This is a genomic window from Mesorhizobium sp. CNPSo 4689 (genome assembly GCF_057784325.1).
Map to the genome: position 1 here is coordinate 457,453 of NZ_JBWLUZ010000001.1, position 19,568 is coordinate 477,020.

19 protein-coding genes are annotated in these 19,568 nt (G+C 63.7%); 18 read left to right on the plus strand and 1 reads right to left on the minus strand.

The features are described from left to right. Positions 1-118: 118 nt before the first annotated feature. Positions 119-1,396 (plus strand): 4-aminobutyrate--2-oxoglutarate transaminase, encoded by a 1,278-nt coding sequence (locus AC04SI_RS02100; protein ID WP_404275249.1) that lies wholly within the window; start codon positions 119-121, stop codon positions 1,394-1,396. Here the strand turns inward: AC04SI_RS02100 and AC04SI_RS02105 are convergent. Continuing rightward, positions 1,393-2,640, minus strand: a complete 1,248-nt coding sequence (locus AC04SI_RS02105) for an NAD(P)/FAD-dependent oxidoreductase (protein ID WP_404275250.1) — start codon at positions 2,638-2,640, stop codon at positions 1,393-1,395. The two genes, AC04SI_RS02100 and AC04SI_RS02105, sit on opposite strands and share 4 nt — an antisense overlap. Before the next feature lie 426 nt (positions 2,641-3,066). Here AC04SI_RS02105 and AC04SI_RS02110 point away from each other — a divergent pair, with 426 nt between their 5' ends. From AC04SI_RS02110 to metK, 17 genes are all read left to right on the plus strand, one after another. Then, positions 3,067-4,356 (plus strand): imelysin family protein, encoded by a 1,290-nt coding sequence (locus AC04SI_RS02110; protein WP_404275251.1) that lies wholly within the window; start codon positions 3,067-3,069, stop codon positions 4,354-4,356. 54 nt (positions 4,357-4,410) lie between these two features. Beyond that, positions 4,411-4,722, plus strand: a complete 312-nt coding sequence (locus AC04SI_RS02115; RefSeq protein WP_404275253.1) for a (2Fe-2S)-binding protein — start codon at positions 4,411-4,413, stop codon at positions 4,720-4,722. Then, on the plus strand, positions 4,688-5,173 hold the full coding sequence (gene bfr, locus AC04SI_RS02120; RefSeq protein ID WP_065518165.1) for a bacterioferritin: 486 nt from the start codon (positions 4,688-4,690) through the stop codon (positions 5,171-5,173). Before AC04SI_RS02115 ends, bfr begins: the two co-directional genes overlap by 35 nt. A 12-nt stretch (positions 5,174-5,185) precedes the next feature. Then, a complete protein-coding gene (locus tag AC04SI_RS02125) occupies positions 5,186-6,793 on the plus strand; it encodes a di-heme oxidoreductase family protein (RefSeq protein ID WP_404275255.1) in 1,608 nt (535 codons plus the stop codon). Next, positions 6,793-7,872 carry an imelysin family protein gene (locus AC04SI_RS02130; RefSeq protein WP_404275256.1) on the plus strand — a complete coding sequence of 360 codons (1,080 nt, stop codon included), beginning with the start codon at positions 6,793-6,795 and terminating at the stop codon, positions 7,870-7,872. Before AC04SI_RS02125 ends, AC04SI_RS02130 begins: the two co-directional genes overlap by 1 nt. A gap of 2 nt (positions 7,873-7,874) precedes the next feature. Further along, positions 7,875-8,981, plus strand: a complete 1,107-nt coding sequence (locus AC04SI_RS02135) for a DUF1513 domain-containing protein (protein WP_404275258.1) — start codon at positions 7,875-7,877, stop codon at positions 8,979-8,981. Between the two features lie 138 nt (positions 8,982-9,119). Then, on the plus strand, positions 9,120-9,797 hold the full coding sequence (gene tsaB / locus AC04SI_RS02140; protein WP_404275260.1) for a tRNA (adenosine(37)-N6)-threonylcarbamoyltransferase complex dimerization subunit type 1 TsaB: 678 nt from the start codon (positions 9,120-9,122) through the stop codon (positions 9,795-9,797). After that, the gene (gene rimI / locus AC04SI_RS02145; RefSeq protein WP_404275261.1) at positions 9,797-10,291 is read left to right on the plus strand and encodes a ribosomal protein S18-alanine N-acetyltransferase; all 495 of its coding nucleotides are present in this window, start codon (positions 9,797-9,799) and stop codon (positions 10,289-10,291) included. The genes tsaB and rimI overlap by 1 nt, the downstream gene beginning before the upstream one ends. A 133-nt stretch (positions 10,292-10,424) precedes the next feature. Next, positions 10,425-11,225, plus strand: coding sequence for a lyso-ornithine lipid O-acyltransferase (gene olsA, locus AC04SI_RS02150; RefSeq protein ID WP_404275262.1), 801 nt, complete (start codon positions 10,425-10,427; stop codon positions 11,223-11,225). Positions 11,226-11,287: 62 nt separating this feature from the next. Next, positions 11,288-12,697 carry a tRNA (N6-isopentenyl adenosine(37)-C2)-methylthiotransferase MiaB gene (miaB, locus tag AC04SI_RS02155; RefSeq protein ID WP_488473845.1) on the plus strand — a complete coding sequence of 470 codons (1,410 nt, stop codon included), beginning with the start codon at positions 11,288-11,290 and terminating at the stop codon, positions 12,695-12,697. A gap of 83 nt (positions 12,698-12,780) precedes the next feature. Further along, entirely contained in the window at positions 12,781-13,773 is a 993-nt protein-coding gene (locus tag AC04SI_RS02160) for a PhoH family protein (RefSeq protein ID WP_246800759.1), read from the plus strand. Between the two features lie 17 nt (positions 13,774-13,790). Further along, positions 13,791-14,297: an rRNA maturation RNase YbeY gene (gene ybeY / locus AC04SI_RS02165; RefSeq protein WP_404275267.1), complete on the plus strand. Its 507-nt coding sequence runs from the start codon at positions 13,791-13,793 to the stop codon at positions 14,295-14,297. A gap of 27 nt (positions 14,298-14,324) precedes the next feature. Next, positions 14,325-15,398 (plus strand): hemolysin family protein, encoded by a 1,074-nt coding sequence (locus AC04SI_RS02170; protein WP_120015045.1) that lies wholly within the window; start codon positions 14,325-14,327, stop codon positions 15,396-15,398. A gap of 10 nt (positions 15,399-15,408) precedes the next feature. Further along, positions 15,409-15,855: a VOC family protein gene (locus AC04SI_RS02175; RefSeq protein WP_404275269.1), complete on the plus strand. Its 447-nt coding sequence runs from the start codon at positions 15,409-15,411 to the stop codon at positions 15,853-15,855. Between the two features lie 117 nt (positions 15,856-15,972). Beyond that, a complete protein-coding gene (gene lnt, locus AC04SI_RS02180) occupies positions 15,973-17,565 on the plus strand; it encodes an apolipoprotein N-acyltransferase (RefSeq protein WP_404275271.1) in 1,593 nt (530 codons plus the stop codon). Positions 17,566-17,705: 140 nt separating this feature from the next. Next, positions 17,706-18,125, plus strand: a complete 420-nt coding sequence (locus AC04SI_RS02185) for a helix-turn-helix domain-containing protein (RefSeq protein ID WP_006202918.1) — start codon at positions 17,706-17,708, stop codon at positions 18,123-18,125. Positions 18,126-18,293: 168 nt separating this feature from the next. Next, positions 18,294-19,559: a methionine adenosyltransferase gene (gene metK / locus AC04SI_RS02190; RefSeq protein ID WP_006202919.1), complete on the plus strand. Its 1,266-nt coding sequence runs from the start codon at positions 18,294-18,296 to the stop codon at positions 19,557-19,559. Positions 19,560-19,568 lie beyond the last annotated feature (9 nt).

The following is a 19,568-nucleotide window of genomic DNA, read 5'->3' on the forward strand; positions in this document are numbered from 1 at the left end:
GCGGCAGCAGGCCCAATCGCCCGGCAATGCTGCCGACTTGAGGAAAACGTGAAATAAGGTCAGAAGAGGTCTGTAACAGCCAGCAACGAGAACGGGCGCCGACCCGATGAGGGATGAAATGAAGAATTCAGCCATTTCCGAGCGCAAGAACCAGTCGATTTCACGCGGCGTCGGCATGACGACGCAGATCTATGCCGACCGCGCCGAGAATTCGGAGATCTGGGATGTCGAGGGTCGCCGCTACATCGACTTTTCGTCGGGCATCGCCGTCGTCAACACGGGCCACCGCCACCCCAAGGTGATCGAGGCCGTCAAGGCGCAGCTCGACCGCTTCACCCACACCTGCCACCAGGTGGTGCCGTATGAGAGCTATGTGCGGCTGGCCGAGCGGCTGAACGGGCTGCTGCCCGGCAAGTTCGACAAGAAGACGATTTTCGTCACCACCGGCGCCGAGGCGGTGGAGAACGCCATCAAGATCGCCCGCAACGCCACCGGCCGTCCGGCGGTCATCGCCTTTTCCGGCGGCTTCCACGGCCGCACCTTCATGGGCATGGCGCTGACCGGCAAGGTCGTGCCCTACAAGGTCGGCTTCGGCGCCATGCCGGCTGACGTCTTCCACGCGCCGTTCCCGGTGCCGCTGCATGGCGTTTCCGTCGCCGATTCGCTGGCAGCGCTCGACCGCCTGTTCAAGGCCGATGTCGACCCGGCCCGCGTGGCCGCCATCATCCTCGAGCCCGTGCAGGGCGAGGGCGGTTTCTACGAAGCGCCACGCGATTTCATGGCGGCGCTGCGCAAGATCTGCGACCAGCACGGCATGCTCTTGATCGCCGACGAGGTGCAGACCGGCTTTGCCCGCACCGGCAAGATGTTCGCCATGGATCATCACGAGGTCGCCGCCGACATCACCACCATGGCCAAGAGCCTGGCCGGCGGCTTCCCGCTGGCGGCGGTCACCGGCCGCGCCGAACTCATGGATGCGCCGGGCCCCGGCGGCCTCGGCGGCACCTATGGCGGCAGCCCGATCGGCGTCGCCGCCGCGCATGCTGTGCTTGACGTGATCGAGGAGGAAAAGCTCTGCGACCGCGCCAATGCGCTCGGCGCCCGGCTGAAGCAGCGGCTGCAGTCGTTCCGTGACGATGTGCCGGAGATCGTCGATATCAGAGGCCCGGGCTTCATGAACGCGGTCGAGTTCAATGATGTGAAGAAGGGCCTGCCGTCGGCCGAGATCGCCAATGCCGTCAGGCTGAAGGCGCTGGACAAGGGCCTGATCCTGCTCACCTGCGGCGTCTACGGCAATGTCATCCGCTTCCTGTCGCCGATCACCATCCAGGACGGCGTCATGAACGAAGCGCTCGATATTCTGGAAAGCTCGATCCGCGAAGCGCGCGCCGCTTAACCAGCCGCTCGGGCAGGTTCGGCCTGGAAGGCGGCGAGCGCCGCCTTCAATCCATCGGGACCTGCCGCGACAGTCTGCGGCGTCGGCGAGAAGCCGGCGCCGAGCATCTTGCGGCCGAGCATATGGTCGCCCGGCCGGTTGACCGATTCGATGCCGAGCAGCCGGTTGGCCGCATAATGGTAGATCGAAAACTTGTCGTTGATGTCACCCAGCACGACATGGCTGTCGCCGCCCGACGTCAGGCCGACCATCTGCAGCTTCATGTCGCCAATGTCGGACCAGAACCACGGCACCGCCGAATAGGCGTCCGCATGGCCGAGCACGGTGCGCGCGGCGAGCCGCGCCTGGTCGGTGGCGTTCTGCACCGATTCCAGGCGCACGTCGGCGCCGGTGAACCAGTGCCGGTAGGACGCAGCGTCGCCGATCGCGAGAATCTCGGGCATCGAGCTGCGCATCTGTTGGTCGACGCGGATGCCGTTGGCGGTCGCGATGCCGGCCGCCTCGGCCAGTTCGACATTCGGCACCACGCCGATGCCGATGATGACCATCTGCGCCGGCAGTCGTTCGCCGTCGGAGGTCACGGCGCCCGACACATGGCCGTCTTCACCTTCGAGCCGATCTATGGTGGTTCCGGTGAGGATGCGCACGCCGGTCGCTTCCAGCCGCTGCCGGACATGGCTGGCGATGACCGGCGCCACCGCCCGGCCAAGCAGCCGATCGACGGCTTCGACCACCGTTATTTTGCGGCCGGCCGCTCTCAGCGTCGCCGCGATCTCCAGGCCGATGAAGCCGCCGCCGAGGATGACGACATCCTCGCTTTGCGAACTCAACTCGCGGATCAGGCGGGCATCGGCGATCGAACGCAGCGACAACACGCCGGCAAGTTCCGAACCCGGCAACTTAAGAATGCGCGGCCGCGAGCCGGTCGCCAGGATCAGCCGGTCGAAGCCGAGCGCGCCTCCGCCTGATATCTCCAGCCTGCGGGCGTCGGCATCGATAGCGTCGATCCGGACGCCCGGCCTGTAATCGACGGCGCTGCCGGTGTAAAAAGCCTCGCCACGCAAAGGCTGCGGCTTTGCATCCTGGTCCTTGATGAAGGTCTTCGACAGCGGCGGCTTGTGGTAGGGCAGCTCGTTTTCGTCGCCGATCAGGATAACCGGTCCGTCATAGCCCTCTTCGCGCAAGCTTGCGGCCGCTTGCACGCCCGCATGCCCCGCACCGACAATGACCACACCGTTCTTCATAGCAATCCTGCTTTTCCCATCAAATCTAGGCTGTTGCGCCAAGTGGCGATTGTCCGCCGCCGCCGCAAGACCCCCGATCCGGGTCGCACCGGGAATGGTCGCCTGTCAATCGCCGTGTTTCTAGCGGCATAAGAGCTTAAAGTTGACAGTCGTAGTTTAGAATAATTCTAAACTGTTGTTTCAATTGAATTTTCTGATGCGTGCCAGTTGACTTCCGCCCCCTTCGCCGCTTTATGGAGGCTCGCGCGTCAGCGCATCCCTTTGATGTCTGGGCCTTGAACCCTTTCGATTGGAGGCATTTAGGTGTCTTTCTTCCGCGAACCGCGCAATGGCGCGGCGTTACTTGTGTCCTGCGGCATGCCTGTGCCCTGGCACCGGTCGGCACGCACGCCTTTTCCCGAATTCCCAATGAACTGGAGAACAATGATGACAGCACGATATGGCGGCAGGCTGGCTGCGATCGGCGCAACGGCTCTGTTGACGGCGGCGGTGTTTGTGCTGCCGGCCAAGGCGGAAACCGACGCCAAGGCGGTCATCAAGACCTATGCCGACATCGCGCTCGCCAAATACGAGGATTCGCTGACCACCGCGCAGGCGCTCGACAAGGCTGTCGACGCGCTGCTCGCCAAGCCCTCGGTGGACACGCTGAACGCCGCCCGCGAGGCCTGGAAGGCATCGCGCGTTCCCTACCAGCAGACCGAGGTCTACCGCTTCGGCAACAAGATCGTCGACGACTGGGAGGGCAAGGTGAATTCCTGGCCGCTGGACGAAGGCCTGATCGACTATGTCGCCAAGAGCTACGGCACCGAGTCCGACACCAATTCGCTCTACACAGCCAATGTGATCGCCAACAAGGAGATCGAGATCAACGGCAAGAAGGTCGACGCCTCCAAGCTGTCGCCGGAATTCCTCTCCGGCACGCTGCAGGAGGCAGGCGGGGTCGAGGCCAATGTCGCGACCGGCTACCACGCCATCGAATTCCTGCTCTGGGGCCAGGACCTGCACGGCACCGGTCCCGGCGCTGGTGAGCGGCCCTACACCGACTATGACCTCGCCAACTGCACCGGCGGCAATTGCGACCGCCGCGCCGAATACCTGAAGTCGGCGAGCGACCTTCTGGTTTCCGACCTGCAGGACATGGTCAACGACTGGAAGGAAGACGGCGCCGCCCGCAAGAACCTCGTTGACGGCGAGCCGAACACAGCCATCACCGCGATCTTCACCGGCATGGGCTCGCTGTCCTATGGCGAGCTGGCCGGCGAGCGCATGAAGCTCGGCCTGCTGCTGCACGATCCGGAAGAGGAGCACGACTGCTTCTCCGACAACACCTACAACTCCCATCACTACGACGCCATCGGCATCCGCGCCGCCTATCTCGCCAGCTACACGCGCCTCGACGGCACCGTCGTTCAGGGGCCTTCGGTGCACGACATGGTCAAGGCGGCCGATCCGGCGATCGACAAGGAGCTGTCGGACAAGCTGGATGTCTCCATTGCCAAGATGGAGGCCATCAAGGCGCGCGCGCTGGCCGGCGAGGCCTATGACCAGCAGATCGCTGAAGGCAACACCGAGGGCAACGCCACGGTGCAGGCGGCGATCGACGCGCTGATCGACCAGACCAAGTCGATCGAACGCGCCGTCGGCTCGCTGAAGCTCAACACCATCGCCTTCGAGGGTTCCGACAGCCTCGAGGCGCCGGACAAGGTGTTCAAGTAGGATCAAAAAAGTACCAGCCAAACGGCGCGGAAGCGCCGTCAGCCAGAGCAAACTATGCTGATCTGCCATTGCAACATTATCACCGAGAGGGAGATCGAGCAGTCGATCGTCGAGCTGCTGGACCAGGATCCCTGGCAGCTTATCGTGCCGGCAAAGGTCTATCATGCCATGCACAAGCGCGGTCGCTGTTGCGGCTGCTTCCCAAATGTGGTGGAAACGATCATTCGGGTAACCGAGAACTACCACGCCCGCTCGGAGGCGAGCGGCGTGGATATCGTTTCACACCTGGATCGCGTCAGAGGCCTGCGCATCCAATACGGGAGCAGAACCCATGAAAGGCGAAAAGCAGATCATCGAGCGGCTTAACGAGGCTCTTTTTCTGGAGCTTGGCGCCGTCAATCAATATTGGGTCCATTTCCGGCTGCTCGAAGATTGGGGATACGCCAAGCTGGCAAAGAAGGAACGCGCCGAATCGATCGAGGAGATGCACCATGCCGACAAGCTCGTGGCCCGCATCATCTTCCTCGAAGGGCATCCGAACCTGCAGTCCGTGGCGCCGCTGCGCATCGGGCAGAACGTCAAGGAAGTGCTCGAATCCGATCTGGCCGGCGAGTATGACGCGCGCACCGCCTACAAGCGCTCGCGCGAGATTTGCGAAGAAGCAGGTGACTACGTGTCGATGAAACTGTTCGAGGAATTGCTGTCCGACGAGGAAGGTCACATCGACTTCCTCGAGACGCAGCTCGACCTGCTTGCCTCGATCGGCGAGGAAAAATACGGCCAGCTCAACGCCGCATCGGCCGACGAGGCGGACTAAGGACATGCGGGAATGCGGCGCCCCGTAGAAGTCTTGCGCCGCTTGCGGCGGGCCGGAGATCATGGCCCGTCGCTCCAGAAGACCCCGCGATATCAGCTGTTTCGCGGGGCTTCGTTTGCACTCGTGGTCACGCTTTCGGCGTCGGCCCTGGCCGGCGCACCGGAACCGGTGGGCCTGGCGACGAGCCGCACTGATCTGACGCCGAAGGATCAGGCGCGCGTCCTTGCCGTCACACGGCCGACCTCGGATTTCTCCAAGCCCGAGCAATTCGAGCTGATGCAGGGCGGCGCCGGAACGTCGCGCAAGGACGCCAATCGCGACGCCTTCTCGCAATCCTCCGCCAACATCACCTTCGAGGAAGAAGGCACGTTCAAGCTCGGCAATGCCCTCTTCCGCAAGAACTGGGTCTCGGCGCCGTCCTCGACCCAGGCTTCGGACGGGCTTGGCCCGCTGTTCAATGAGCGCGCCTGCCAGAATTGCCATCTGAAGGACGGTCGCGGCCGTCCGCCGGAAGGAGACGTCGGCTCCACCTCGATGTTCCTGCGGCTGGCGCGCGATGCCAGCACCTCGGAAGAAAGGGCTGAGATCGCCGACCACAAGGTGCTCAATTTTCCCGACCCGGTCTACGGTTCGCAACTGCAGGACCTCGCCGTTCCCGGTCTGCGCGGCGAAGGCAGGATGCATGTCGCCTATCAGGAACAAAAGGTGACGCTCGGCGACGGCAGCGTCGTTTCGCTGCGCAAGCCCAGCTATTCGGTCGATGGCCTGGCCTACGGGCCGCTCGATCCGCACACCACGCTGTCGCCGCGCATCACGCCGCCGATGATCGGCCTTGGCCTGATCGAGCAGATCGCGCCGACAGATATCCTCGCCCATGCCGATCCGGAGGACCGCGATGGCGACGGCATTTCCGGCAAGCCCAACATCGTGCGTGACGGCCGAAGCGGCCAACTGACGCTCGGCCGCTTCGGCTGGAAGGCGCAGTCGCCATCGATCCGCGAGCAGGCCGCCGACGCTTTCTCCGGCGACATCGGCATCTCGACGCCCGAGATGCCAAAAAGCGAGGGCGATTGCACCACGGCCGAGAAGGCATGCCTTGCCATGCCGAATGGCGTGCAGAAGCGCCTCGGCCCGGTCGAGGCGCCGCCACCGGTCATGGACCTGGTCACCTTCTATTCGCAAAACCTTGCCGTCCCGGCGCGGCGCGACCTCGACACGCCGCAAGTGCTTGCCGGCAAGAAGCAGTTTTACGAAATGGGCTGCATTTCCTGTCACACGCCAAAATTCGTCACCCTTCGCGGCACGCCGAACAAGGCGCAAGCCTTCCAGTTGATCTGGCCCTATTCCGACTTTCTGCTGCACGACATAGGCCCTGATCTGGCCGACGGGCAGGCAGTCGGCGAGGCGATGGGCAGCGAATGGCGCACGCCGCCGCTGTGGGGCATCGGCCTCACCCGGACGGTCAACGGCAACTCTTTTTTCCTGCATGACGGGCGCGCGCGCACGCTCCCCGAGGCGATCCTCTGGCATGGTGGCGAGGGCCGGAAGGCGCGCGACCGCTTCGCCGCCGCCGATGCGGCCGATCGCGATGCGCTGGTCAAATTCCTGGAGTCACTCTGATGCCGAAGCGTTTTTTGCTTGCTCTCGTTCTTCCGCTGGCGATGTCCGGAGTTACCCCGGCATCGGCTGAGGTGAAGGCTACCGACGTAATAGAGCGCGCGATCGACGGATTTGTCCGCCCGGCCTATGCCAGTCTGCATCGGCACGCTGAGACCTTGACCAAATCGATGCGCAATCTGTGCGATGCGCCGTCGCAAAGCGCCCTCGATGCGGCGCGTGCCGAATATTCGGCCACGGTCGAGGCCTGGTCGGTGGCCGAGATCATCGGCTTCGGGCCGATCAAGGAGAGCAACCGGCTGGAACGCATGCTCTATTGGCCGGACCGCAAGAGCATCGGCCTGAAGCAGGTGCAGGCGGCACTCGCCGGCAAGGACCCGACCGCCACCGATCGGGTACAACTGGCCGGCAAGAGCGTCGCCATGCAGGGGCTCGGGGCGCTTGAGTTCGTGCTCTATGGCGACGGCGCCGAAGCCCTCGCCGACAAGGACGACCCCTACCGCTGTGCCTACGGCGCGGCGGTCGCCAGCAACATCGAAACGATGGCCGCCGACGTCGACGAGGCCTGGAAAAAGCCCGATGGGTTTGCCTCACTCTGGGCCAATCCGGGACCGCAAAACCCGCTCTACCGCGACGGGACCGAAGCGGTGACCGAACTGGTGGGCGTGTTCATCAACGAACTCGAAATGGTCCGAGACGTGCGTCTCAAAGGCTTCCTTGGCGGCAAGCCGGATGCGGACAAGCCCAAGCTGGCCATCTTTTGGCGCTCGCAAAGCACCGCCACGTCACTCGCCGGAAATCTCTCGGGCATGGATACGCTGTTCCAGGCTTCGCAACTTGGCGATGCACTGCCGGAAGACGCACGTTGGATGGCCGATTCGATCCATATCCAGCTGGTCAACGGCGTCGCGACAGCGAAATCTATCCAGGGTCCGATCGACAAAGCGCTCGCCGATCCGGCGCTGCGCGAAAAACTCGACCATTTCGCGCTGATCACCTCCAGCCTGACGACCTTGATCGGCACCAGGCTGACCGCCGAATTCGGCCTGACCGCCGGCTTTTCCTCGCTGGATGGAGACTAATCATGAAGACGCCGCTGATCGACCGCCGGGATTTCCTCAAAGCCGCAGGCGCGGGCTTCATCGCTGCAATGGCACCTCAGGCCTGGGCTAACACGCTTGGCACGGATGCTGTCTTTGCCACCGCCTTCGTCAAACGCGACGGCAGCTATGGCGCTGCGGTGCTGTCCGAGGCCGGCAAGCTGCTGCACGCCATCGACCTGCCCGATCGAGGCCACGACGTCACCTTCGATCCGGTGTCGAAGCGCTCGATGGTTTTTGCCCGGCAGCCCGGCACCTTCGCCGTGGTCTTCGACCACACAGGCCGCGACAAGCCGCTGACCATCGCCAGCATCACCGGCCGCCACTTCTTCGGCCATGGCGTGTTCTCGACCGACGGGGCGCTGCTTTACGCCACCGAAAATGATTTCGACAACGCCGCTGGCGTCGTCGGCGTCTATGACGCGCGCGCGAAATTCAGCCGCATAGGCGAGTTTCCGACCTATGGCATGGGGCCGCACGAGCTCTTGCTGCTGGGCGACGGCAGGACGATCGCCGTCGCCAATGGCGGCATCGAGACGCATCCGGACTACGGCCGCGCCGAGCTCAACATCGCGACGATGAAGCCGTCCTATGTGCTGGTCGACCGCATCACCGGCGATCTCATCGAAAAGCACGAATTGCCGGCAGCACTGCACCAGCTGTCGATCCGCCACATGGATGCAGATCCGTCCGGCACGGTCTGGTTCGGCTGCCAGTATCGGGGGCCGGGCACCGATCGTCCGCTGCTGGTCGGGCGGGCCGCGCGCGGCAAGGAATTGCAACTGCTCGACATGCCGCAGGATGTGCTCTCCGGTTTCCGCAACTATATAGGTTCGGTCGCCGCCAATCCTGCTGCGGGCACGGTCGCCGTCTCCTCGCCGGAAGGCAATTCGCTTGCCGTCATCGACGCTGGGAATGGCCGTATCGTCGCCACCAGGGCGCTGGTCGAGGTCTGCGGCCTGGCGCCGGATGGTTCGGGCTTCATGGCGACGACGGGTGCCGGCGAGATCGTCGAGGGCAATGGCACGAAGCGCTCCGAGCCTGATTATGTCTGGGACAATCACATGCTGCGCATCGAGCAGGCTGCATAGGCAGCGGCCCGGAGGCCGACGGATCTGGACCCTGGCCGAAGCGAAGCCGCTTAACAATTGTGCACCATCCCCCTTGCGGCGGCGGGCCATGGCGGGCACAGGGAATTGTTTTTCAACCCTGGGCGTTAACCAGACACCATGAAGTTGCTTGCCATCGACTGTGCCGCCAGTCTCTGCGCCGCCTGCGTCTATGACGCGGCGGTCGGTAGCGAGCTTGGCCGCCAGGTGCTCGATCTCGGCAAGGGCCATGCCGAGCACCTGATGTCGGTTATCGATGCGGCGCTGAAGGCCACCGGGACCGGATATCCCGGCCTTGGCGCCATTGCCGTCTCCATCGGCCCGGGATCCTTCACCGGCCTGCGCGTCGGCGTGTCGGCCGCGCGAGGCCTGGCGCTGGCGCTGAAAATCCCGGCAATCGGCGTAACGACGCTGGAAGCACTGGCGGCGGAGGCGGCGACGATGTTTCCGGGCCGGCCGGTGCTGGCCGCGCTCGATGCCGGACGCGACGAGATCCATGCTGCTCTGTATGATAAAGCGTCAGTTTTGACTTACGGTCCGGCAGCGACGACACTTTCTCAGGCCGCCACCATGGCGGTGGACATGTCTGCGGTGCTCGCCGGTACGGCTGCCCGGCAAATTGCGGCATCGGCCGGCCCCGCCTTCGACATCGGCTCGACCGCGGCCACTGCCGACATCGCCGTCTATGCGAGGCTGGCCGCAATCAAGGGGCCAGGTGAGAAGCCAAAACCGCTCTACCTTCGTGGTGCCGACGCCAAGCCGCAGGCTGGCTTTATTTTACCGAGGCAGCAACCCTGATGCGCATTCCTTTCTTTCACCCGCGCCGCAGGGACTATGCGCTCGAACCGCTGACGGTTGCCGATAGCCCCGCTGCCTCGGCGCTGCACCAGGAGGATTTTGTCCGACCCTGGACCGACGGCGAGTTTGCCTCGCTGCTCGAGCAGGACACGGTGTTCGGCTATGCTGCGCGCGAGACCGGACAGGGCTCCAAGCCGCCGGTAGGCTTCGTGCTGGCGCGGCTGGCCGCCGGCGAAGGCGAGATCCTGACCGTCGCCGTCGCCCGCTCGCATCGCCGTCAGGGCCTTGGCTGGCAGTTGATGGATGCGGTCCTGCGCGAATTGCACGCGCAGCGCGCCGAGGCGCTTTTCCTCGAGGTCGACGAGACCAACGTGGCGGCCATCGCGCTTTACCGGCGGCTCGGCTTTCGCGAAGTCGGCAAGCGCGCCAACTATTACAGATCGGCGGAGCACGGCCCGACCGGCGCGCTTGTCATGCGCCGCGATCTTCGCTAGCCAGACGCCGCATGACCCCGAAAATCGGATCCGATTTTCGGAAAGGATCATGCGGCAAATTCAAATTAGAGTGTTACAGCGTCCTTTGCGCGTCCAAAAAGGACGCGCGGCGCTGTAACGGCAGGGCCGGCGAATGATCAAGAAATTTAGGATTTTCGCGGCGCTGGCCCTCGTCGCCACCGGTACGCTGATCTTCGCGCCTCTGCAGATACTGTCGATGAAGACCGGGCTCTGGCCGGAGACGTTCATCCTGAAGATCTGGCACAGGATGATCGCGAGGGCGCTGGGATTGCGTATCCATGTCAAGGGAGAGCTGTCGACCAAGCGCCCCCTGCTGGTTGCGTCCAACCACATCTCCTGGACCGACATCATGGTGCTGGGGTCCATGGTCGATGTGAAATTCATCGCCCGCGCCGATATGGAAGGCTGGCCACTGATCGGCATGCTGTCCAAACTGCAGCGCACCGTCTTCATCGAGCGCGAGCGCAAGCGCACGTCGGGCGAACAGGCGAGCGAGATCGCCGGTCGCATGGCCAAGGGCGATGCCATGGTGCTGTTTGCCGAAGGCTCGACAGGTGACGGCAACCTGGTGTTGCCGTTCAAGAGCACGCTGTTCGGCGCCGCCTCGATGGCGATCGCGGAAGGCGCGACGGAACAGGTTTTCATTCAGCCGGTGGCAATCGTCTACACGCGGTTGCACGGCGTGCCGCTCGGCCGCCGCCACCGGCCGATCGCCGCCTGGATCGGCGACGAGGATTTGATGCCGCATCTCAAGGTGCTGCTGGCCGAAGGTGCTCTAGACGTCGAGGTCCATTTCGGTGAACCGATCGCCTTTGCCAAGCGCTCGAACCGCAAGGAGACGGCAAGGCTGATGGAAGCCAGGGTGCGCGAGATGGTGCAGGCGGCCCTCGCCGATCCGCGCCCGAGTCGGTAGGCTGAAAGCGCTAGGCCAGAATCGTCTGTTTTTTGTCACGGAAAGGCGTTAGAAGCCGCCCAATGGACTTGAACACGATAGAGCGCGACGACATCGGCCCTGCGGCTGACAGCGCACCTGCACCCGCTGGCACGGCGAAAAAAGTCTTCGTCAAGACCTATGGCTGCCAGATGAACGTCTACGATTCGCAGCGCATGACCGATGCGCTGGCCGCCGACGGCTATGTCGCGACCGATGCCATCACCGAGGCCGATCTGGTCCTGCTCAACACCTGCCATATCAGGGAGAAGGCGGCGGAAAAGGTCTATTCCGAGCTTGGCCGCATCCGCGACATGAAGGCCGAGCGCGCCGCGGCCGGGCGCGAACTGCTGATCGGCGTCGCCGGCTGCGTGGCCCAGGCCGAAGGTGCCGAGATCATCCGTCGCTCGCCCGCCGTCGATCTGGTCATCGGCCCGCAAACCTACCACCGGCTGCCCGACGTGCTGGCAAGGGTGCGCGGCGGCGAAAAGATCGTCGAGACCGAATACGCCGTCGAGGACAAGTTCGAGCATCTGCCGCAGCCGAAGCGCGCCGAAGTGATCAAGCGCGGCGTCACCGCCTTCCTCACCGTGCAGGAGGGCTGCGACAAGTTCTGCACCTTCTGCGTCGTACCCTATACGCGCGGCTCCGAAGTCTCGCGGCCGGTGGTGCAGATCGTCGCCGAGGCCGAGCGCCTGGCCGAGGCCGGGGTGCGCGAGGTGACGCTGCTCGGCCAGAACGTCAATGCCTGGCACGACCTGGGCGAGGACGGCAGCGAATGGGGCCTTGGCCGCCTGCTTTTCCGGCTGGCCGAAATCCCCGGGCTGGCGCGGCTGCGCTACACCACCAGCCATCCGCGCGATATGGACAACGAGCTGATATCGGCCCATCGCGACCTGCGGGCGCTGATGCCTTATCTGCACCTGCCGGTACAGTCGGGCTCCGACCGTATCCTCAAGACGATGAACCGCAGGCATACCGCAAGCGACTATCTGGCGCTGATCGAGCGTATCCGCGCTGCGCGCAACGACATTGCGCTGTCCGGCGACTTCATCGTCGGCTTCCCAGGCGAGACGGAGGCGGATTTCGAGGCGACGATGGAACTCGTGCGCCAGGTCAACTATGCCTCGGCCTTTTCGTTCAAATATTCGCCGCGTCCCGGCACGCCGGGCGCCGAAATGGCCGATCACGTGCCAGAAGCCGTCAAGGACGAACGCCTGCAGCGCCTGCAGGCCCTGCTCCTGAAGCAGCAGCAGGATTTCGGCATGAGCCTGGTCGGCAGGACCATCGACACGCTGATCGAGAAGCCCGGCCGTCAGGCCGGCCAGAAGGTCGGCCGATCGCCATGGCTGCAGCCGGTTATTGTTGATGAAAAGGCCGGCGAAATCGGTGACATTATCCAGGTGCGAATCACAAGGACGGGCTACAATAGCCTGTTCGCCGAATTGGCCTGACGGCCTCGGCAGATGAGGAGAGACGGTTGAGCGCTGCTGAACTGAAGAATCTGCCCCCGAGCCAGGCATCCGGGGCCTCTGACATGGCGCACATCGTTCTGACCTTCGACAACAACAAGCTTGCCAGCGCCCTATATGGCCAGTTCGACGAGAACCTGGCCAGACTCGAGCAGAAGCTCGGCGTCGATATCCGCTCGCGCGGCAACCAGCTGACCATAAAAGGCTCGGCCTCCGCCGCCGAGCAGGCGCGCCGCGCCTTGGACAATCTCTACGGCATTCTCCAGAAAGGCGTCGACATCGGCCAGTCCGATGTCGATGGCGCCGTGCGCATGGCGATCGCCGCCGACGACCAGCTGACGCTGCCGACGCTGGAGCGCAAGGGCAAGATGTCTGCCGCCCAGATATCGACGCGCAAGAAGACCATCTATGCCCGCTCGCTCAACCAGGACGCCTATATGCGGGCGCTGGAGCGGTCCGAGCTCGTCTTCGGCATCGGCCCGGCCGGCACCGGCAAGACCTATCTGGCGGTGGCGCATGCGGCGATGCTGCTCGAACGCGGCATGGTCGAACGCATCATCCTGTCGCGGCCCGCCGTCGAGGCCGGAGAGCGGCTGGGTTTCCTGCCCGGCGACATGAAGGAAAAGGTCGATCCGTATCTGCGGCCGCTCTATGACGCTCTCTACGACATGATGCCGGCCGACAAGGTCGAGCGCGCGATTGCCGCCGAAGTGATCGAGATCGCGCCACTGGCCTTCATGCGCGGCCGCACGCTGGCACATGCCGCCGTCATCCTCGACGAGGCGCAGAACACCACGCCGATGCAGATGAAGATGTTCCTCACCCGTCTCGGTGAGAACTCGCGCATGATCGTCACCGGTGATCCGACGCAGATCGACCTTCCCTCGAACACCAAATCGGGCCTGGTCGAAGCACTGCGCATCCTCGATGGCGTCGCGGGCGCGGTGACCGTTCGCTTCGGCGACGGCGACGTGGTTCGCCATCCGCTGGTGGCGGAAATCGTCAGGGCCTATGACCGCGACGCCAAGCTGGCGCGCGGCCTGGGCACCGAGAGCTGATGTGACGATGCGGGCTCATGCCTGAAGACATAAAACCTGGCGGCGGGGATCTTTCGGTTTCCATCGACATCGATATTTCAATCGAGTCGGGCGACTGGCCTGATGAGGCGGCGCTGACGCGTCTGGTCGATCGCGCCGTGTCGGCCGCCTTTGCCGAAACCGGCGCCGCCGGCCGTTCCGAGCTCAGCATCGTCTTTTCCGACGACGCCCATATGCGCACCCTCAACGCCGGCTGGCGCGGCAAGGACAAGCCGACCAACGTCTTGTCTTTCCCGGCTTTTCCGTTTCCGAAAGGCGGTCCGCTGCCGCCGATGCTGGGCGACATCGTGCTGGCCGCCAAGACGGTCGCCAAGGAAGCGGGCCTGGAAGACAAGCCGCTGGAGAACCATATCACCCATCTCGTCATCCACGGCCTGCTGCACCTTCTGGGCTACGATCACGAGACCGACGCCGAGGCCGAGGAGATGGAAGCGATCGAGCGCTCAGCGCTTGCGAGGCTTGCCATTCCCGATCCCTACGCTTAACTAAAAAGATCAATTGACCGGACGACGATGAACGACAAACCAGAGACTGCCGCCCGCCCCGACGCCGGCAGTGCGACCAAGCCTTCCGAAACGACGGAAGAGGGCTCGAGTCCGAGTACAACGACCGGCAGCATCGCCAGCGAGCCATCGCCTGCCGGTCCTTCCCTGTTCGATCGCGTGCTTGGCCTGTTCAGGCAGCGCAACGGCACCAGCCTGCGTGAGGAAATTGCCGGCGCGCTTGCCGAAACGACCAGCGATGCCGGCGCCTTTTCGCCCGGCGAACGGGCAATGCTCAACAACATCCTGCGCCTGCGCGAGGTGCGCGTCGAGGACGTCATGGTGCCGCGCGCCGACATCGAGGCTGTCGAGATCACGACGACGCTGGGCGATCTTCTCGGCCTGTTCGAACAGTCCGGACATTCGCGCATGCCTGTCTATTCCGAGACGCTCGACGATCCGCGCGGCATGGTCCATATCCGCGACGTGCTTGCCCACATCACCAAGGTCGCCCGCGTAAAGAAGGGCCGAACCAGCCGGAAGGCGCCGGCCACGACGCTGCTTGATCTCGCCCAGGTCGATCTCGCGCGCACCATCGGTGATCTCAACCTGATCCGACCGGTGCTGTTCGTGCCGCCGTCAATGCTTGCCTCCGATCTGATGGGTCGGATGCAGACGACGCGCACCCAGATGGCGCTGGTCATCGACGAATATGGCGGCACCGACGGCCTCGCCTCGCTGGAAGACATCGTCGAGATGGTGGTCGGCGACATCGAGGACGAACACGACGACGACGAGCCGATGATCACCCAGACCGGCGAAGGCGTCTTCATCGTCGACGGCAAGGCCGAGATCGACGAGGTCGCCAAGATGATCGGCGAGGATTTCGCCGCCGGCGAGCATGGCGAATATGTCGACACCATAGGCGGTATGATCTTCAACACCCTTGGCCGCGTGCCGGCCCGTGGCGAAGTTGTGCAGGCCATACCTGGCTTCGAGTTCCACGTGCTCGACGCCGATCCGCGCCGGGTCAAGCGCGTGCGCATCGTGCAGAGCCAGAAGGGCGAGCGTCGCCGCCGCGCCGCCCGCGCCGAACAGGCCTAAGCGCTGATCGATGTCGGTCGGCGACCCGTTTAAGCACTCGACCATAGGTTCCGGCGTATTCTACAAGGACGCGCGGGCCGCGTTGAAATGGCTCGAAAAGGCCTTCGGATTCGAGCCGAGCATGGTCGTCAGCGACACCGACGGCAGGCTGGTCCATTCCGAGATGCGCTTCGGCGACGGCTACATAATTGTCGATTCCGAATGGGCCGATCATGTCGCCAGCCCGGCTTCTGTCGGCGGCTGGAACACGCAATCAATCTATATCCGCCTCGATGCCGGCCTGGACGTGCATTGCGAGCAGGCGAGGGCAGCAGGCGCCGACATCACCCAGGAGCCTGCCGACCAGTTCTATGGCGAACGGCTTTGCCGGGCGCGCGATCCGAAGGCCATGTCTGGACATTCACCCAGACCATACGCGCCGTGCCACGCGAAGAGGCTGAGCGGCTCGGCGATCTGAAGATCGAGGGCTGGCACCGATAGCGCGGTGATTGGCCGGTCGGGGTTTCTCGGCGCAAGCCCCGTTCCGATAAATCTGATAAATCTGCGGTCGTGATTCGCGCGACTGGAAGTGTGTATGCAGCGCCTGGCCGGCCGGATAATACTGCTTTGGGGTTGGCGCCGCGCGCTGGTGGCGTTTCTCGCTGGAGCGTTGGCGGTTCTCGCCCAAGCGCCCTATGATTTCTTCGCCGTCTGCTTCGTCTCCTTCCCGCTCCTGGTCTGGCTGCTCGACGGCGCGACCGGCGAGGCCTCCGACGGGTGGCTGAGGCGGCTCAGGCCCGCCTTCGCCATCGGCTGGTGGTTCGGCTTCGGCTATTTTCTTGCCGGCCTGTGGTGGATCGGCGAGGCGCTTCTGATCGAGGCCGACAGTTTCGCCTGGGCTCTGCCCTTCGCGGTGGTCGGAATCCCCTTTGCAATGGCCTTCTTCTACGGCTTCGCCACGGTCGTCGCGCGACTCCTGTGGAGCAACGATATCGGCCGCATTGCGGCACTCGCCTTCGGTTTCGGCCTGGCGGAATGGCTGCGCGATTTCCTGTTCACCGGCTTTCCCTGGAATGCCGTCGGCTACGCGGCAATGCCAGTGCCGCTCTTGATGCAGAGCGTGTCGGTGACCGGCATGATCGGCATGAACGCGCTGGCGGTCTTCGTCTTTTCGCTGCCCGCGCTCGTTGCGGGGCGCCGGCACCTTCGCCTGGGCTTTGGGTTGCTTATCCTGCTTATCGCCGCCCATGTCGGCTTCGGCTATGTCAGGCTTGCCATGCCGGTCGAACCGGCAACCCGCTCGATCGATGTCCGCATCGTTCAGCCGGACGTCGATCTCAGCGAAAAGTGGGACGCTTCGGTGCGCGACCGCATCTTCGCCACACTGCTCGGCCTGTCGGCGAAGGAACCGGAATCCGGCCATGCCAAGCCGCAACTGATTCTGTGGCCGGAGACATCGGTGCCTTTCCTGTTCACCGAACGCCCGGACGCGCTGACCGCGCTTGGCGATATGCTGGGCGAAGGCCAGATGCTGGTCGCCGGCGTCGTTCGCGAGGAGGGCGGCTCGGCGGCCGGCGCCGACAGCCGCTATTACAATTCCGTGGTGGCGATCAACGACAAGGGCGAAATCACGGACGCCGTCGATAAGGTCCACCTGGTGCCGTTCGGTGAGTATCTGCCTTTCGCCGGCCTGCTCGGCCGCTTCGGCATCGAACAGCTCGTCGCCGGGCCGATGAATTTCGCGGCCGGCAACGAACGGCATCCGATCACGCTGCCGGACGGTGTGCGGGCGCTCCCGTTCATTTGCTACGAAGTTATCTTTCCCGATCTGGTTGCAGTTGACGCTACGTCATCCGAGCTTATTGTGAATGTCACGAACGACGCTTGGTTCGGGGATACACCGGGTCCGTACCAGCACTTCAGGCAGGCTCAGATCCGGGCCGTGGAGAATGGTTTGCCTTTGTTGCGCGCGGCTAACAATGGCATTTCCGCCGTTGTCGACCCGCGCGGACGCATCGTCGACGCGCTCGCCGTCGACGCGCGTGGAGCCATTGATGTGCGGGTGCCGATATCTGGGCGCGCTCTCATTTCCGCCGCCCAGCGGCGAATTAACGGATTGCTGATCATATTCCTGTTCGCCCTGGGAGGGTTCACATCGAATGTAAGGCAACGGCTACGGGTGAATTGACAGCCGACACATTAGAAACTCATACTGTAAGTGCCTAAAATTTTCTCGAAGTCGGTTGGTGGTTCTGTTGGGGCAGTTGGCTCCGGCTTCGTTTGGGCAGGAAAAAATAGAAAAAGCCGGAAAAATTCGGCGAGGAGAAAATGACAGAAGAAAACAAGAAAAAGCCGAACCCGATCGACATCCATGTCGGAAGTCGCATCAGGCTCCGGCGCAATATGCTTGGAATGAGCCAGGAGAAGCTGGGTGAGAATCTCGGCATCACGTTTCAACAGATCCAAAAGTATGAAAAGGGCACGAACAGAGTGGGCGCCAGCCGTTTGCAGGCGATAGCCTCCATCCTTAGCGTGCCCGTTGCCTTCTTTTTCGAGGATGCCCCGGGTCAGGAGGCCGTGGGCAATCGTGGATTTGCCGAAGATGCGTCGATGGCTTTCGCCGTCGAGTTCTGCGGCAGTCCGGAGGGGCTTCAACTCAACCGCGCCTTCGTCAAGATTGGCGACGTGAAGGTGCGCCGCAGGATCATAGATCTGGTGAAATCCCTTTCCACCGATGACGCCGACTGATCCAGGGGCTTGTGCCACCGGCGGCGCCCTGCCGTCGCTGGCACAAGCCAACTGTGCTGACATTTCATGCCAGAACTGCGGCAGCGCTTGACGAGCGGCGCCCGGCACCGCTAACACGTGGCGCGCCAAAATCGGCAGCCTGCCGATTTTTTTCAAGAGGGGACACCCGTGACGCGGCAGAATTACTTCTTCACCTCGGAATCCGTTGCCGAGGGCCATCCCGACAAAGTTTGCGACCGTATCTCCGACGAAATCGTCGATCTGGTCTATCGCGAGGCCAAGAAGACCGGCATGGACCCCTGGAAGGTCCGTGTCGCATGCGAGACTCTGGCTACAACGAATCGCGTCATCATCGCCGGTGAGGTCAGGGTTCCCGAGACGCTGCTGAAAAAGGACAAGGCCGGCAACATCCTGATGGATGCCGCCGGTCATCCGGTCGTCAATCCGGCCAAGTTCAAATCGGTAGCCCGCAAGGCAATCCGCGAGATCGGCTACGAGCAGGCCGGCTTCCACTGGAAGACGGCGAAGATCGAGGTCCTGCTGCACGGCCAGTCGCCCGACATCGGCCAGGGCGTCGACAACGCCGCCGACCGGCAGGGTGAGGAAGGTGCCGGCGACCAGGGCATCATGTTCGGCTATGCTTGCCGCGAGACGCCGGACCTGATGCCGGCGCCGATCTACTACAGCCACAAGATTCTCGAACTGCTGGCCGCCGCGCGCCATGAAGGCAGCGGCGATGCGGGCAAGCTCGGGCCGGACGCCAAGAGCCAGGTCACCGTCCGCTATGTCGACGGCAAGGCCGCCGAGGCGACGCAGATCGTGCTGTCGACCCAGCACCTCGATTCGAGCTGGGATTCGAAGAAGGTCCGCAAAGTTGTCGAACCCTATATCCGCGAGGCGCTGGGCGATCTAAGGATCGCCGACGACTGCAACTGGTACATCAATCCGACCGGCAAGTTCGTCATCGGCGGGCCGGACGGCGACGCCGGACTGACCGGCCGCAAGATCATCGTCGACACCTATGGCGGTGCCGCACCGCATGGCGGCGGCGCCTTCTCCGGCAAGGACACGACCAAGGTCGACCGCTCCGCCGCCTATGCGGCGCGCTACCTTGCCAAGAACGTTGTGGCGGCCAAGCTTGCCGACCGTTGCACCATCCAGCTGTCCTACGCCATCGGCGTCGCCCAGCCGCTGTCGGTCTATGTCGACCTGCATGGCACCGGCAAGGTCGAAGAGGCCAGGCTCGAAGACGCACTGCGCACCGTGATGGACCTGTCGCCGTCCGGCATCCGCCGTCACCTCGACCTCAACAAGCCGATCTATGCCAAGACCTCGTCCTATGGCCATTTCGGCCGTAAGGCAGGCCGCGACGGTTCCTTCTCCTGGGAGAAGACCGATCTCGCCAAGGCGCTCAAGGACGCGGTCGCCGCCTGACGGCGGCGC